The organism is Pontivivens nitratireducens (assembly GCF_011290545.1).
Classification (GTDB): Bacteria; Pseudomonadota; Alphaproteobacteria; order Rhodobacterales; family Rhodobacteraceae; genus Pontivivens; species Pontivivens nitratireducens.
In genome coordinates, this window is the sequence record NZ_CP049811.1 from 1340608 (window position 1) to 1356303 (window position 15696).

A 15696-nucleotide genomic window follows, 5' to 3' on the forward strand; every position below is an offset into this window, starting at 1 on the left:
GGGGCATATCGCGCCCCTTCCAAGTTTGCACGGGCAGGGAGGCCCCGTACCGCTTCACCTTGACCTGGAAACCCTGCGATACGGTTAATCATGCGCAGGGCAGCCGCCTCATGGCACCCGAACCGCTAGAAAACCGCGCGATAAATTTCAAGCGCGTCCGCATAGGTCACTTCACGCGGATTGTTCACCAGAAGGCGCGTTTGCTTCATGGCATCACGGGCCAGACCTTCCAGATGATGTTCCCCGACACCGACATCGCGCAGGGTCGTGACCAGCCCTATTTCCGGCGCGAGCGCACGAAATCCGTCGGCCAGCGTAACCCCGTCCTCGAAGAGGATCCGCGCCAATTCATCATATAGCTCTGAGGCCTGAGGAGCGTTGAACGCCAGCACCTCCGGCAGGACGAGGCAGTTGGACAACCCGTGCGGCACATGAAACTGACCGCCCAGCGGATAGGCCAGCGCATGGACCGCCGCCACCGGCGCGTTGGCAAATGCCTGCCCGGCGAGGCAGGAGCCCAAAAGCATGGCGCCGCGCGCGTCCGCATCATCGGGATGGCTGCACACGCGCTTGATATTGCCCCCCAACAGCCGCAAAGCCTCCCGCGCGAGAGCGTCCGAAACCGGGTTCTTTTTCAATTTCGAGGTATAGGCCTCAATCGCATGAACCATCGCGTCCACACCCGTCGCCGCAGTCACCGAGCGGGGCAGCCCAAGGGTCAGATCAGGATCGAGCAGCGCAATGTCCGGCAGCAGAACCTCACTGACCACGCCCATTTTTTCCTGCGTGCGCGTCGTCAGGATCGAAATCGGTGTAACCTCCGATCCCGTGCCCGCCGTCGTAGGCACAAGAATCAACGGCAATCGCGCGCCGGTGACATTTCCCACGCCGTACATCTGCGCCAAAGGCTGAGAACTGCACAATCGCACCGCGACCAGCTTCGCGATGTCCAGCGAAGACCCCCCACCGATCGACACGATTCCGTCGCAACCGGCAAGCTGCTTTAACGCATCCTCCAGCATATCCTCGGTCGGATCAGGACTGGTCCCGTCATAGACGCTCACCTTCAACCCGGCAGAGTGCATTGATTTTTCAGCGGATTTCGTGAGGTTCAGCTCCCTCACAGTGCGGTCTGTCACCAGGCCCACATGCTGCACGCCCAATTCTGCTGCAAGGGCACCCAGCCGATCCGACGCCCCTGCCGCAAAGACGATCCGTCCTGTCGTTGAGAAGGTAAATTCCTGCATGTCGTAGGCTCCCTGTCCGCAGATACGACCCTCAAGACCGATCGCACCTTTCTGAGGGCATTTTCCACTTGCAGCCCCGTTCCGCCACCACTAATAACCCCCTGACCTGTTGGGGTGTAGCCAAGCGGTAAGGCATCGGTTTTTGGTACCGTGTATCGTAGGTTCGAATCCTACCACCCCAGCCAGGCTTTCCAAGCCATTGCAATGCTTAATAAAAACGGGTTTTTGCCATCCCATATTCTCCCACTGCGATACATGGGTGTGATTCATTTGTGCGATACTCCCGCTTTCAGTTCTAAGCGACACGATCCTTTCGGCTCCATCAGGAGTCTAGAGAATGAGATTGCCGACCCATGTCCATCGCTGGATCAATGTCCGAAGGAATGGCTCGAGCGGATGGCAGATGAGAGGGTCAAGAGGGCCGCGTTTGAATTGGTTGCGGCACGTGGAACAGCGTCGATCCTGCTGCCAGAGGATGCGGAGCGATTGTCACTGGAAGGTTTGAGGTTAGAAGACCTCGGCCGGATTTCCACGGAGGTCGAAACCTTGAAGGGCTGGCTTTCGGCCTCCGAAGCGCGGGAGACTGTCGCGCAATCGGCTGGGCGAACCTTAGGTCGTGGCCCGCAAGATGCGCGAGAGGAACAGTTGATGCAGCGTGTCCGTCGTCATATAAAATGGGACATCAGAGCGGCTTGAGCATTGGAGGCTCTGGCTCGTTTGTATGATTGATTATGCTGCTTGTTTTTGATGTTGCAAGCGGCGTTGTCGGATTGTCTGTTTCTTGATCTTTGCCCTTTCCCTTAGAATGGCTTTGTCTCGCCCGAAGTAGACGTCGGCCGGTGTGACGTTGTTTAGGCTCTCGTGGTAGCGTTGGTTGTTGTAGTAATCGACGAAGGCCCCTATTTGGCGTTCGAGATCACCGGGTAGGTAGTAGTTCTCGAGCAGAACCCTGTTCTTCATGGTCTGGTGCCAGCGTTCGATCTTGCCTTGGGTCTGCGGGTGGAATGGCGCGCCGCGGACATGCGTCATTTTCTGATCCTCCAACCACTTGGCCAGATCGGCTGAGATGTAGCATGAGCCGTTGTCGCTGAGCAGACGTGGCTTGTGCCGCACAATGGCCTGGTCGCAGCCTGATGCTGTCAGAGCCAGTTCAATCGTGTCTGTCACATCTTCGGCCCGCATATTTGTGCAGAGCTTCCAGGCGATGATGTAGCGGCTGTAATCGTCCAGGATCGTGCTGAGATAATACCAACCCCAGCCAATGATCTTGAAGTAGGTGAAGTCAGTCTGCCACATCTCGTTGATTGCCGTCGTTTTGTCTGTGAACTCATCAGCGGCCTTGATCACCACGTAGTCCGGTGCGGTGATTAGATCAGCCGCTTTCAAAATACGGTAAGCCGATGACTCAGAGATAAAATACCGCTTCTCATCGGTGTATTTGACGGCAAGTTCCCGTGTGGTCAGGGCCTCATGTTCCAATCAGGTCATCACGACGGACATTAGGAATGCGGTTCCAGACCGATCCTGGGCGTGGGGACCTATCAGCCAGCCCATCCAGGCCAAAGTCGACATAGAGATCATACCATCGATAGAATGTTGTGCGTGGGATACCCAGCATGTCGAGGGTCTGCTTGACTGGCAGATGTGACCCCTCAACGGTGCGGATAATCTCAAGCTTCTCAGATGCAGGGTACCTCATTCCGCGAACTCCCCAGCCCCTGTCATGCTTTTTTTGAGCAGACGGTTTTCAAGGGTCAGATCAGCGACGCATTCTTTCAGGGCCAAAGCCTCAGAACGCAAATCCTTTACCTCAGGCGATGTGGCCTGTCGCGCCGTGTCGCCAGATAACCGGCGCTTGCCAGCTTCGAGAAATTCCTTCGACCAGCTATAATACAGGCTTTCAGCAATACCCTCCCTGCGGCATAGCACCGAGATGCTTTCCTCGCCGCGCAGGCCTGCCAATACAATGCGGATCTTTTCTTCAGATGAATAGGTTTGCCGCGTCTTGCGGCGGATGTTCTTAACCACCTTTTCGGCGGCGTCTTTCGACGTCTGGGGTTTCTTTGTCATCTCGATCTCCTAATCGATAAGATGAACCAGAAATCCTTCCTTATTCAAATCCACAAATCTGTGCCATGGGTGCTGACGTCAGACAAACAGTAAAGTGGTCTCATCTTTTCGGACAGGTTTGGGTAATCCCCCCCGATCTTAAGGGGATGCGGAAGCCGAATTTTCTCGGCAAGATATCTGAGGATATTTACGATGAAGAACGGGACGATTTAGCGAGGCGCAGATCATGGCTGTGTTGAAGCAGGCGGAGGGTGGTGTGCCGGTCTCTGAGCTTTGCCGGGAGTATGGGATGAGCAGTGCCAGCTTTTACAAATGGCGGGCGAAATTTGGCGGTATGGACGCGTCACTTATCGCAGAGATAAAGGACATGGCCGAGCAGAACCGCGGCCTCAAGAAGATGTATGCGGAGATGAGCATGCAGATGAGTTGTGCAAGGAAGCTCTCGGAAAAAGTCTTGAGGCCGTCTCATCGACGAGAGATGGTCGTGAAAGTGGTGGCGGTGCATGGGGTGTGTGTCGCGCTGGCGTGCCGCACGTTCCAGATCAGTGAGACCTGATATCGCTACAGTCCAACCATGAGCACTGAGAACGAGGAGATCGCCGATTGGTTGGAACGTCTGACGGCAAACAAGCGCACCTAGGGCTTTGGCCTGTGCTTTCTATATCTGCGCAACGTGCAGGGCTATTGGAACCATAAACGCGTGTACCGGATTTACTGCGAACTGGAGCTGAATCTATGGATCAAACCTAAGAAACGGCTGAAGCGTGACAAGCCAAATGAGACGTGGTCGATGGATTTTATGGCCGATCAGCTCTCTGACGGCAGGTCGATCCGGACATTGAACGTACTGGATGACTTCAATCGCGAGGGTTTGTGCACGGAAGTGGACTTCTCACTGCCCGCCGAGCGGATCGTGCGCAGCTTGCGCCAGATCATGGAGTGGCGCGGAAAGCTCATGGAATGGGCCGAAAAAAAAGGCGTTAGGCTCGAATACATCCAACCCGGAAAGCCCCAACAAAATACCTACATCGAGCGCTACAACCGCGCGGTTCGCGGCGAATGGCTCAGCCAGTACATCTTTGAAACCATCGAGGAGGCACAGGAGCAGGCCACGGTATGGCTCCGGACTCACAACAATGAGCGACCCAACATGGGCATCGGCGGCATAACACCCGCAATGCAACTGAAAACAGCCGCCTGAATTTTACGGCTGAACCCTATTAAAGATGGGGGGATTACCCCTGCTAATCTGTTCGAAAAGAATATCCCGCCAGCCGAGGCCGAAGAAAACTTCTATGCACAGTGCGACGTGCTCGATATGGTCGCGTGAAATGAAGCTATAGGTCTCCGGCAAACTCGGGGCGATTCCTTTGCTGGCAAACCACGAGAGAGGAGACTCTCGCACGAAGTACGCGGTCGCCTTTTTTAGAATGGTGCGTTCCTCGGTCACCCGGGCCAGCTCTCGCTTCAGCCGCTTGATCTCAGCAGCCTGTTGCGCAATCTCAGATCGGACGCGTGGTGACTTCGCAAACTGCGCCTTCCACGTGTACAGTGACTTGGTGCTGATCCCGAGCCGCTCAGCCACCTCGCTGACCGCATATCCACGCTCGACAACCTGTGCCACAGCGTCTTTCTTGAACTCATCCGTAAATCGAATGCCCTTGCTCATATCCGTCTCTCCTTGGCTTAAAAATTACCAAGCAAAGCGTCTACAAATCTAGCGGCACCTCACGTGGCGGCTGAAACCGCGCTTGGACCGTGCTTTCACAAATCCCAAACATTCCTGTTACAAAACTGTCGATATCACCTCCTAGTTTTCGCGTCAGTAGCACCCGATCAGGAAGCCAGGATATGTCCCACATTAACTATGATGAATTGTCTTTTGACGATGAAGACGAGCTGAAGTTCCCGCGTCCCACCATACAGGGTTTCGACGCTGTGGTCGAAAGCGCGATCTCACGCAGGGGCTTTCTGGGCGGGGCATTGGCCTTTGGCTCTGGCGCCGCTGTCATGGGTGCCGGCGTGCTGACGGGCACTGCCGCAGAGGCGCAGCAAACGTCTCGGTTCGCTTTCGAGCAAATCACCCCGCAGACTGACGGCACCGTCCACGTCCCCAATGGCTATCGCTGGGACGTGCTGGCGCGCTGGGGCGATCCGCTGTTCTCGGACGCGCCCGCCTTCGATGCGGCCACGGGTATCCCCACCGAAGGTTCCGATCGTGTCTTCGGTGAGAACACCGATGGGATGGAGCTGTTCGTGATCGGCGGGAAGGAGCTGCTGGTTGTGAACTCCGAATACGTAAACGGAGGGATCAACCTGCCTGCGGAGCAGAATGGCCAACCAGCCTCAGCCGATGATGTGACACGGCTACAGAACTTTCAGGGCGTGACCGTGATGGAGGTGACCGAGGGCGACGAAGGATGGAAGGTCGTTGTCGACAGCCCCTATAACCGTCGCATTCACCACCGCACGCCAATGCAGATCGACGGCCCGGCTGCTGGCCACGACCTGATGAAAACCAGCGCCGACCCCACCGGTACCACGTCACTAGGCACATTCAACAACTGCGGCTCGGGGCGCACGCCGTGGGGCACCTATCTGACCTGCGAGGAAAACTTCAACAGCTATTTCGGAACCACATCTGAACTGACTCTGGAGGACGCAACAGCCGACGGTTTCGCACGCTACGGCGTCAATACCGAGATCGACCCGGGTCGCTACAACTATCATGGCTTCGACGCGCGCTTCGATCTGTCGAAGGAGCCGAACGAGCCGCACCGCGCCGGATATATCGTGGAGATTGACCCCTCAGACCCCACCTCGACACCGATCAAACGCACCGCTCTGGGCCGTTTCAAGCATGAGAACGCAGCTTCGGTCGTCGCACCGGATGGTCGCGTTGTGGTCTACATGGGCGATGATGAACGTGGCGAATACATGTACAAGTGGGTGAGCCGCGATGTGTACACCCCGGGCGGGGATACCTCGACCTTGCTGAGCGAAGGTCAGCTTTATGTTGCCAAATTCAATGACGATATGACCGGCACATGGATCGCCCTGACGCCAGAGGATACCGGCATGTCTGCCGCTGAAATCGCGATCTTCACCCGGATCGCGGCGACTCAGGTCAGCGCGACCACCATGGATCGTCCTGAGTGGATCGCCGTGAACCCCACTGCGATCGAGGCGTATTGCTGCCTGACCAACAACTCACGGCGGGGCGCGACGAACGATGATGGGTCCGTCCGCACCAACGCTGCGGGTGAGCCGATGGTGGTGAACGCGCCCAATCCGCGTGAGGTCAACAATTATGGCCAGATCGTACGCTGGCGGCCGCATCACGATGATCACGCGGCGTCGACCTTTGACTGGGATCTCTATGTCATGGCGGGCAATCCCACGGTCTATACCGAGGGGCTGTATGCAGGCACGGCCAATATCAACGCTGGCAACCTGTTCAATTCCCCTGACGGCATGCAGATCGACAGCACGGGCATGATCTGGATCCAGACAGATGGAAACGACGATAACGAAGGTGATTTCCTGGGCATGGGCAACAACCAGATGTTGGCTGGTGATCCTGTGACGGGTGAGATTCGCCGCTTCCTCACCGGCCCCAATGGATCAGAGGTCACTGGCCTTACCTGGTCCGCTGATCGCCGCACGATGTTCGTGGGCATCCAGCACCCTGCCGCGCCGTTTCCTGATGGTGAGGGGGCGCTTCCCCGCTCGTCCATTGTGACGGTGAAGCGGGTGGACAACGCATTGGTCGGCTAATTTCGGCATTGTCTCAGGCGGAGTATTTCGCCTGAGACATTACAGCCCGTGGGCGGTGAAGGTCTTCGCCAACTTTCAAACGGTTGCGAGCATGGGGCGAGCCGCCGGTATGCCCTGTTGCGTCACTTCTGCCGCCGGCCAAGTGATGATCAGCACGGCGCAGCCGGTGATGCCATGTTCGGCCAAGGTGTCGGGCAGGATCGTGATCGTGGTCTTGAGAATCTGCTGCGACCCCTTGGAGATGTCGGCCCCGATGGTCACCTGCGCCTGTGCGGGCAGACCGCTTGCCATCAACTCATCCCTCAGGCGTGGGGCCTGGGCCACGGCCATGTAGAGCACGGTGGTCGTGCCGGGGCCGGTATGGCGCAGCGTATCGGGCAGGGCCGCGCCCTCCCGCGCCATGCCGGTGGCCAGCACCAGCGTATCGGCAACGCCACGCTCCGTCAGGGGTAGCCCGGCGGCGGCGGCGGCCCCGCAGGCCGCAGTGATGCCCGGCACGATCTCCACGTCTATTCCGGCCTCACGGGCCGCGTCGATTTCCTCAGCCGCGCGCCCGAAAATGCCCGGATCGCCGGATTTCAGGCGGACGACCCGGCGCCCCTTGCGCGCTTCGGCCACGATGATGGCGTTGATCCGCTCCTGCGGCCAGGCATGTGCGCCCACGACCTTGCCGACGAAGACACGCTCGGCATCGCGGCGGGCAAGCTCCAGCACGTCTTCGCTGACGAGCCGGTCGTAGAAGATCACATCCGCCTCCTGCAACCGCTCCACCGCGCGCAGGGTCAGCAGGTCGCGCGCGCCCGGCCCGGCACCGACCAGCGCAATGGAGCCTTTGGCCTCCTGCTGGAATGTGCCGCCTGCCTCCAGCGCCGATTTCACCTCGGTGATTGCGTGATGTTCCTGCCCCGCGATCCACTTGCGGCGCGGGGAGCCGTTGAAAACCCAGGCCCAGAAGGCACGACGCCGCGCGCGCGGGATATCGCGCGCCACGGCCCCGCGCAATCGACCGGAAAAGGCGGCAAGTCCACCCAGAGAGGGGGCCAGAGATTGCTCGATCTGCGTCTTTATCTGCCGGGCGAGCACGGGGGCGGTGCCCTCCGTCCCGATGGCGACCACGACCGGATCGCGATCCACGAGGGACGGCGTGGTGATGTCGCAAAGATCAGGGCGGTCTACGACATTGACCGGGCAGCGCGCCGCCGTGGCCAATGCATGAAGCGCGGCATCGTGAGCCGGGCAACCGGTGGCGATGAAGGCCATGGCGGCTCCCTCGAACGTGGCCAGCGTGACGGGGCCTGCGCTCCATTCCACGGTGCCTTGCGCGACGGCGCCTGCCAGTTCGTCCTCCAGCCTGGGCGCGGCCAGGATGATGCGTGCATCGGTCTTGAGGATCAGGCGTGTCTTTTGTGCCGCCTGCTCCCCCCCGCCGACGATGACGACCCGGCGGTCGGTGGTGCGGATGAACATGGGAAAGCTTTTCATCACAATACTCCTTGGCAGGACTTATTCAGCGGCGAGCGGGCGGCGGGCACGCGAGATCAGTTCGGCGATTTCGGGGCGGCAGGAGCCGCAATTGGTGCCTGCTCCAAGCGCCTCTCCGATCGATTCCACGGTGAGATGCTCGCCGGTCTCGACGGCGGACAGGATCGTGTTCACCCCGACTGAAAGGCAGGCGCACAGCACTGGGCCGGGGTCGGCCTGATCGCCGGGGCGGCGGCCCGACAGCACGGTCGGCGCGTCCGTGCCCGGTAGCTGGGCCAGGTAATCGCGCATCGCCACCACCGGGGTGGGTGAGAGGAATAGCGCGGCCTCCAGCACGCCATCGCGGTGAAAGGCGAGCCGGTGCTGGCCCTTTGCAGGGTCGCTGATCTGCTGAAGGTCACTGTCGGGCAGCGCAAAGAGCGCGCGCGCCATCGTCTCTACATCACCCAATGGTGCAGCGCCTGCCAGCTCCGCCCGCCACCCGTGGGGTGTGCGGGCGCGGGCCCAATAGGTGCTGTCGGGTGTGATGGGGCCGGCAGAGATGGCAAAGCCGTACCAGGCGGCCCTGAAGGGTGTGACCGAAACCACTGCCGCCTTGCTTTCCGGTTGGCCTGACACGGGGTCATATGCCGCCGGGATCAGTGTATCGACGCGGGCACTCGGGGCCGTGTCGCCGGTCCAGTGGATGGGGGCGAAGACCTGACCGGGTGCCACGGCATCGGTCTGGCGGGCGCGGAAAATCGTGCGACCGGTGGGGCTGGCCACCGTGACCAGCGCACCGGGGATGAGGTTGAGGTCTGCCGCATCATCGGGATGAATGTCCAGAAAGGGTTCGCCCAGATGCGCTGACAGGCGCGGCGCGCGTGCCGTGCGTGTCATGGTATGCCACTGATCGCGAATCCGGCCGGTGTTGAGGCGAAACGGATATTTTGGGCTGGTCCGCGCGGCTGGCGCACGATGGGTCAGCGGTAGCATCCGGGCCTTTCCGTCAGGGTGGAAATACCGCCCATCCGCGAAGAAACGTTCCGCATCGTCGCGCCCGGTTACGGGCCAGCGGGTGGGAGGCAGGGCGCCGTAGCCCGGCTCATCCAGATCGGCGAGGGCAGAAATGTCGAAGTCGCGGCCGAAGCTGGCTGCGACCGCAGAAAGACGTGCATATTCGCGAAAAATCTCCGCCTCGCTCTGCCAATCGAAGGCGTCACGCCAGCCCATGCGCTGTGCGACCTGCGCCATGATCCGCCAGTCGGGGCGAGCCGCGCCGGGGGCGGGCAAAGCTGCGCGCTGGCGGCTGATGGTGCGGTCGGAATTGGTGACGGTGCCTGATTTCTCGGCCCAACAGGCGGCGGGCAGCAGCACATCGGCCAGTCGCGCGGTGTCGGTATCGCCCGTGATGTCGCTGACCACGACGAAGGGGCAGGCCGCGATGGCGTCGGCCACGGCGTCGGCATCCGGCATGGTCACGGCGGGATTGGTGTGGACGATCCACAGGGCCTTGATGCGCCCGTCGCCCACGGCCCTGAACATATCCACTGCCTTGAGCCCCGGTGCATCGGGAAGCGGTACGGGCGCGTCCCAGAACCCGCTCACCGCCGCACGGTGGGAGGTGTTTTCGAGATCGAGATGACAGGCAAGCATGTTGGCCAGCCCGCCGACCTCACGCCCGCCCATCGCGTTGGGTTGACCGGTGACGGAGAACGGCCCCATCCCCGGCTTGCCGATCCGCCCCGTCGCCAGATGGCAATTTAGGATCGCGTTCACCTTGTCGGAGCCGGAACTGGACTGGTTCACGCCTTGGGAGAAGACGGTGACGACCCTTTCGGTGCCGATCCACAGCTTGCAAAATGTGGCGAGGTCGTCGGGGTTGAGGCCGGTGACCCCGACATCATCCGCAAGCGCGGCTGCCAGAGCCGCCTCGAACCCGGTGACCGTGGCGGCAAGGTCGGTGGAGACGTGGCCCGTGCGGTCGATCTCGGCCAGAAGGTGGTTGAACAGGGCCACGTCAGAGCCGGGTGCAAGAGCAAGATGCAGGTCCGCCCCGTCGCAGGTTGCCGTGCGGCGGGGGTCGATGACGACGATCCTGGTGCCGCGCCTTTGCCGCGCGGCCAGCAGACGTTGGTGTAGCACCGGGTGGCACCACGCGAGGTTGGAGCCGACCAGCACCACAAGGTCGGCCTGATCAAGATCCTCATAGGTGCCCGGCACCGTGTCCGTCCCGAAGGCACGTTTATGTCCCGCCACGGTAGAGGACATGCAAAGCCGTGAATTCGTGTCGATATTCGCAGAACCGATGAAACCCTTCATCAGCTTGTTCGCGACGTAGTAATCCTCCGTCAGCAACTGGCCGGAGACGTAGAAGGCCACGCTGTCGGGCCCGTGTTCGGCAATCGCGTCCGTAAACTTGCCCGCCACCAGATTGAGCGCGGTGTCCCAGTCGGCTGTTTGCCCACCGATCCGGGGGGTCAGCAGGCGGCCATCGGACCCGAGCGTCTCACCCAGGGCGGTGCCTTTTGAGCAGAGCCGCCCATGATTGGCCGGGTGTTCCGGATCGCCGCGCACGGCCAGGCCGCCCGCACCGTCCGGGCTCAACAAAACCCCGCATCCCACGCCGCAATAGGGGCAGGTGGAACGGATGTCGCACGGCGTGCTCATGCCGCTTGCCGGGCCAGCAGCTTCGTCGCGTCGAGCAGGATGCGGCCCGTCTCGATCCGCACCGGATAGGTGTCGATCCGGCCTTCGTCCGCGCCCTGCGCCTTCCCGGTGTTCAGGTCGAACACCCAGTTGTGCAGCGGGCAAGTGACCTTTTGCCCGTGCACGATCCCCTCGGCCAGCGGGCCGGCCTTGTGCGGGCAGGTGTTGGAGGCCGCGAAGACCTCCTCCACGTCCGTGCGAAAAACGGCCACGCAGCCTGCCTTGGTCTTTACGATGCGTGCGCCGCGCAGGGGGATGTCGTCCACCGCGCCTATGTCGAGCCAGTTCATTCCGCCGCCTCCAATGTCAGATCTGCGAGAGGTTCGTATTTTGTCTGAGCCTTCTTGGCCTCATCCGCCCACGGATCGCGGCGATAGATGGATTGGGAGAGTTCGAACCGCGCGACCAGTGCAGCACGCTCCTCGATATCATCGACGACCCGCTCACGCGTCCAATCGAGGCTGACCTTGTCGATCCACTTGTAGATCCGGTCGAGATATTTGGCCTGCTCGCGGTAGAGCTGGACAAAGGCGATGATGACGTCCATCGCCTCTTCCTCCGTCTCCACCTCGGCCAGGCGCTGGATTTCCTTGAGGTCCATGCCAGCGGCCCCGCCGACGCCGATCTGATATCCGCTGTCCACGCAGACGATGCCGATATCCTTGCAGGTCGCCTCCGCGCAATTGCGCGGGCAACCCGATACGCCAAGCTTGACCTTGTGCGGCGTCCAGCTGCCCCACAATGCGCGTTCAAGCCGGATGCCCAGGCCGGTGGAATCCTGCGTTCCAAAGCGGCAATGATCGGTGCCGACGCAGGTTTTTACCGTGCGCAGACCCTTGGAATAGGCGTGGCCCGATACGAGGCCCGCGCGGCCCAGATCGGCCCACATGGCGGGCAGATCCTCGCCCTTGACGCCCAGCAGGTCGATGCGCTGGCCGCCGGTCACCTTCACCGTGGGCACATTGTATTTGTCCGCCGCATCGGCGATTGCGCGCAATTCAGCCGCGTTGGTGATCCCGCCCCACATGCGCGGCACGACGCTGAAGGTGCCGTCCTTCTGGATGTTGGCGTGCTTACGCTCATTGATGAAGCGACTTTGCGGGTCGTCCTGATATTCCACCGGCCAATCTGCGATCAGATAGAAATTCACTGCCGGGCGACAGACATGGCAGCCATTGGGCGTGCTCCAGCCAAGTTCCTGCCAGACGGCGGGCTGTGATTTCAGCTCCTTGGTTCTGATAAGCAGGCGCACATCCTCATGGCTGAGATCGGTGCAGCCGCAAATCGCGGCGGATTGGGGTGCGGCGTAGTCATCGCCGAGCGTGACTTCGAGCAATTGTTCCACCAATCCCGTGCAGGTCCCGCAGGACGCACTGGCCTTGGTCGTTGCGCGCACGGCTGCCAGATCGCCTGATCCCGCCCCGATCGCATCCACGATCTTGCCTTTGCAAATGCCGTTGCAGCCACAGATTTCCGCATCAAGCGGCAAGGCTGCAACGGCTGAGAGAGGGTCCGCGGGGGAGCCCCCCTGAAAGGCCGGCCCGAAGATCAGGGTTTCGCGCATCTCCGCGATGTCTGTGCCGTCCTTGATCAGCCCGAAGAACCAGTTGCCATCCGCCGTGTCGCCATACATCACAGCGCCGACCAGCGTGTCATTCTCGATCACGAGGCGTTTGTAGATGCCGCGCGCGGGGTCGCGAAAGACGATATCCTCGCGACCTTCGCCCTCTGCGAAATCACCGGCGCTGAACAGATCGCAGCCTGTCACCTTCAGCTTAGTGGAGAGGGTTTTCTGCATGAACACCGCCTGCTGACCCATCAGCGTTTGCGCCGCGACCTTCGCCTGATCGTAGAGCGGCGCCACGAGGCCGAAGACCGCGCCGTCATGCTCGACACACTCACCCACGGCGAGGATGTCCTCGTCCGAAGTGACAAGCTGATCGTCCACATGCACGCCGCGCCCGACGGCCAAGCCTGCGTCCTTGGCAAGCGTGACGGAGGGCCGGATGCCCACCGCCATGACCAGCAGGTCGCAGGGCAATTCCTCACCCCCGTCCAGTTGCAGGGCGCGGACATGGCCGTTTTCGCCCAGAATGGCAGTGGAGTTCGCCATCAGCCGGATGGTGATGCCCTTTTTCTCCAGCGAGGTTTTGAGCAGATAGCTTGCCGCCTCGTCCAGCTGCCGCTCCATCAGGTGGCCCATGATGTGCACCACCGTGACCTCGGCACCGCGTGCGGCCATGCCGGCTGCCGCCTCCAGCCCCAGCAATCCGCCGCCGATGACGACGACGCGCTTGCCTGCGCCCGTCTCCATCATCTTCTGGGTGTCTTCCAGGTCGCGATAGGCGATCACGCCGTCCAGATCATGACCGGGCAGGGGGATGATGAATGGGTCGGAGCCGGTGCCCAGCACCAGTTTGTCATAGGGCACATCGCCGTTCGGCGCGCGCACGACCTTGGCCTCGCGGTCGATCTGCATCACACGCTCGCCAAAGCGGCAGGTCACCCCGCGCTCGACATACCAGGCCTCATCATGGGTGATGATGTCCTCATAGGTTTTCTCGCCCGACAGGACAGGGGACAGCATGATGCGGTTGTAGTTTCCGCGCGGCTCGGCGTTGAACAGGGTGATGTCCCAGTCCACGCCTGAATCCCCGTCCGCGCCTGAATCGGTGAGGTGTTCAAGCACGCGGCCCGTGGCCATGCCCGCGCCGATGATAACGAGTTTCTGTTTGCTCATATCGTTCACTCCGCTGCTACCGCCGCGGGGGCGGGTGATGTCTTCGGCTTGGTGCCGTGCTCATATTCCTTGAGGAAATCCAACACTTCCTGCCGGTAGGTGTAGTAATCGGGATGCTCCAGCAGCGCCTTGCGCGTGCGGGGACGGGGCAGATCGACCTCGGTGATCTTGCCGATGGTCGCTTGCGGACCGTTGGTCATCATCACCACGCGGTCGGCCAGCAGGATCGCCTCGTCCACGTCATGGGTCACGCAGATCGCCGTGACCTTGGTGCGGGACCAGACCTCCATCAGGACCTCCTGCAGCTCCCAACGGGTCAGGCTGTCGAGCATGCCGAACGGTTCATCCAGAAGCAGCAGCTTGGGGCTGAGCGCGAAGGCCCGGGCGATGCCGACCCGCTGCCTCATACCGTTGGAGAGGGAGCTGGCCTGCTTGTCCATCGCATCGGCCAGTCCGACCCGTTCGAGGTAGTATTCGATCACGTCCTGCCGTTCGGCGCGCGATGCACGGGGATAGACCTTGTCCACGCCGATGGCGACGTTTTCCTTCGCGCTGAGCCATGGGAACAGGTTGGGTGACTGGAAGACCACGGCCCGCTCGGGATCCGCGCCCAGCACGCCGCGCCCGTCGAGGGCGATCACGCCCTTCGAGATTTCGTTCAGTCCCGCGGCCATGGTCAGCACCGTGGACTTGCCGCAGCCCGAATGCCCGATAAGCGAGACGAACTCCCCCTTGCGAAGCTTGAGGTTGAAATCCTCGACCACCGTAAGCGGCCCCTTCGGGGTGGGATAAACCTTGTGCACCTGCGAGAAATCGACATAGCGCTCGGTCACGCCGGAGGCACCGGCAGTCGCCACCGCGCTGGGCAACCCGTGGATCGGGGTTACGCTGGGCAGGGTCCGGGTTTCCTCGATCTTCGCCTCTATGCCCACGTCCACAAGGTAGGATGTGACCTGCGCGCGCAACGCCTTGAACGTTTCATCGCTGTTCATCGCGATGCGGTCGCGCGGGCGGGGAATGGTGACGCTCACCGGCTCCCCCAAGGTTCCGTCGGGGTTGAGCGGCACGATACGATCGGCCAGCAGAATGGCTTCGTCCACGTCATTGGTGATGAGGATGCAGGTCTTCTTGTCCTGCTCCCAGATATCGAGGATCTCATCCGCCAGATTGGCCCGCGTCAGCGCATCGAGCGCCGAAAGCGGCTCATCGAGCAGCAGCATTTCAGGGTCCATGGCCAGCGCACGAGCGACGGAGACGCGCTGACGCATCCCGCCTGACAGTTCGGCCGGGCGGCGCGTCGCCGCGTGGCTCAGACCCACCATTTGGATATAGTGATCTGCCTTGGTTGTCTTTTCGGCCTTGGAAAGCTTGGGATAGACCGCCTCCACCGCGAGCATCACATTGCCTTGCACCGTCAGCCACGGCATCAGCGAATAGGACTGAAAGACCAATCCCCGCTCCGGCCCCGGCCCGGTGATCGGCGCGCCTTTGAAGGTGACGGTGCCGCTGTCGGGGGATTCCAGTCCCGCGATGAGGTTCATGAGGGTGGATTTGCCGGTGCCCGAGAAGCCGAGGATCGCGACGAATTCGCCCTCCGCCACATCGAGGGAGATGTTTTTCAACACCTCCACCCGATGGGCGCCCCCTCCAAACCCCTTGGAAACATTTTCGAATGTCAGGATACCCATCGCG

At 61.3% G+C, this 15696-nt stretch carries 8 protein-coding genes, 1 tRNA gene and 3 pseudogenes; 4 read left to right on the forward strand and 8 right to left on the reverse strand.

Going from position 1 to position 15696, the window contains the following annotated elements; all coding sequences use genetic code 11:
* Window positions 1-125: 125 nt before the first annotated feature.
* Entirely contained in the window at window positions 126-1247 is a 1122-nt protein-coding gene (locus G8E03_RS06520; RefSeq protein WP_166189946.1) for an iron-containing alcohol dehydrogenase, read from the reverse strand.
* Window positions 1248-1357: 110 nt separating this feature from the next.
* Between G8E03_RS06520 and G8E03_RS06525 the strand changes: the two genes are divergently transcribed.
* Together G8E03_RS06525 and G8E03_RS17300 are read left to right on the forward strand one after the other, a co-directional pair.
* Window positions 1358-1432, forward strand: a tRNA-Gln gene (locus G8E03_RS06525).
* 70 nt (window positions 1433-1502) lie between these two features.
* Window positions 1503-1943 (forward strand): hypothetical protein, encoded by a 441-nt coding sequence (locus G8E03_RS17300; RefSeq protein ID WP_205793288.1) that lies wholly within the window; start codon window positions 1503-1505, stop codon window positions 1941-1943.
* 33 nt (window positions 1944-1976) lie between these two features.
* Here G8E03_RS17300 and G8E03_RS06530 read toward each other — a convergent pair.
* Window positions 1977-3317 (reverse strand): annotated as a pseudogene (locus G8E03_RS06530) (IS3 family transposase).
* 226 nt (window positions 3318-3543) lie between these two features.
* Between G8E03_RS06530 and G8E03_RS06535 the strand changes: the two are divergent.
* Window positions 3544-4518: pseudogene (locus tag G8E03_RS06535) on the forward strand (IS3 family transposase).
* A gap of 216 nt (window positions 4519-4734) precedes the next feature.
* On the opposite strand, the pseudogene G8E03_RS17425 reads toward G8E03_RS06535, so the two are convergent.
* Window positions 4735-4986 (reverse strand): annotated as a pseudogene (locus G8E03_RS17425) (transposase); the annotation flags it as partial.
* 182 nt (window positions 4987-5168) lie between these two features.
* Here G8E03_RS17425 and G8E03_RS06545 point away from each other — a divergent pair.
* Complete coding sequence (locus G8E03_RS06545) at window positions 5169-7094, forward strand: PhoX family protein (RefSeq protein WP_166189950.1); 1926 nt, start codon at window positions 5169-5171, stop codon at window positions 7092-7094.
* Window positions 7095-7169: 75 nt separating this feature from the next.
* Here G8E03_RS06545 and cysG read toward each other — a convergent pair whose 3' ends face one another.
* From cysG to G8E03_RS06570, 5 genes are read right to left on the reverse strand one after another with little or no spacing between them, the layout of a single operon-like run.
* Window positions 7170-8576 (reverse strand): siroheme synthase CysG, encoded by a 1407-nt coding sequence (cysG, locus tag G8E03_RS06550; protein WP_166189953.1) that lies wholly within the window; start codon window positions 8574-8576, stop codon window positions 7170-7172.
* Between the two features lie 21 nt (window positions 8577-8597).
* Entirely contained in the window at window positions 8598-11225 is a 2628-nt protein-coding gene (locus G8E03_RS06555) for a nitrate reductase (RefSeq protein WP_166189955.1), read from the reverse strand.
* Entirely contained in the window at window positions 11222-11554 is a 333-nt protein-coding gene (gene nirD, locus G8E03_RS06560; protein ID WP_166189957.1) for a nitrite reductase small subunit NirD, read from the reverse strand. The genes G8E03_RS06555 and nirD overlap by 4 nt, the downstream gene beginning before the upstream one ends.
* Window positions 11551-14004 carry a nitrite reductase large subunit NirB gene (nirB, locus tag G8E03_RS06565; protein WP_166189959.1) on the reverse strand — a complete coding sequence of 818 codons (2454 nt, stop codon included), beginning with the start codon at window positions 14002-14004 and terminating at the stop codon, window positions 11551-11553. The genes nirD and nirB overlap by 4 nt, the downstream gene beginning before the upstream one ends.
* Before the next feature lie 5 nt (window positions 14005-14009).
* Window positions 14010-15692 (reverse strand): ABC transporter ATP-binding protein, encoded by a 1683-nt coding sequence (locus G8E03_RS06570; RefSeq protein ID WP_205793366.1) that lies wholly within the window; start codon window positions 15690-15692, stop codon window positions 14010-14012.
* Window positions 15693-15696: the final 4 nt, after the last annotated feature.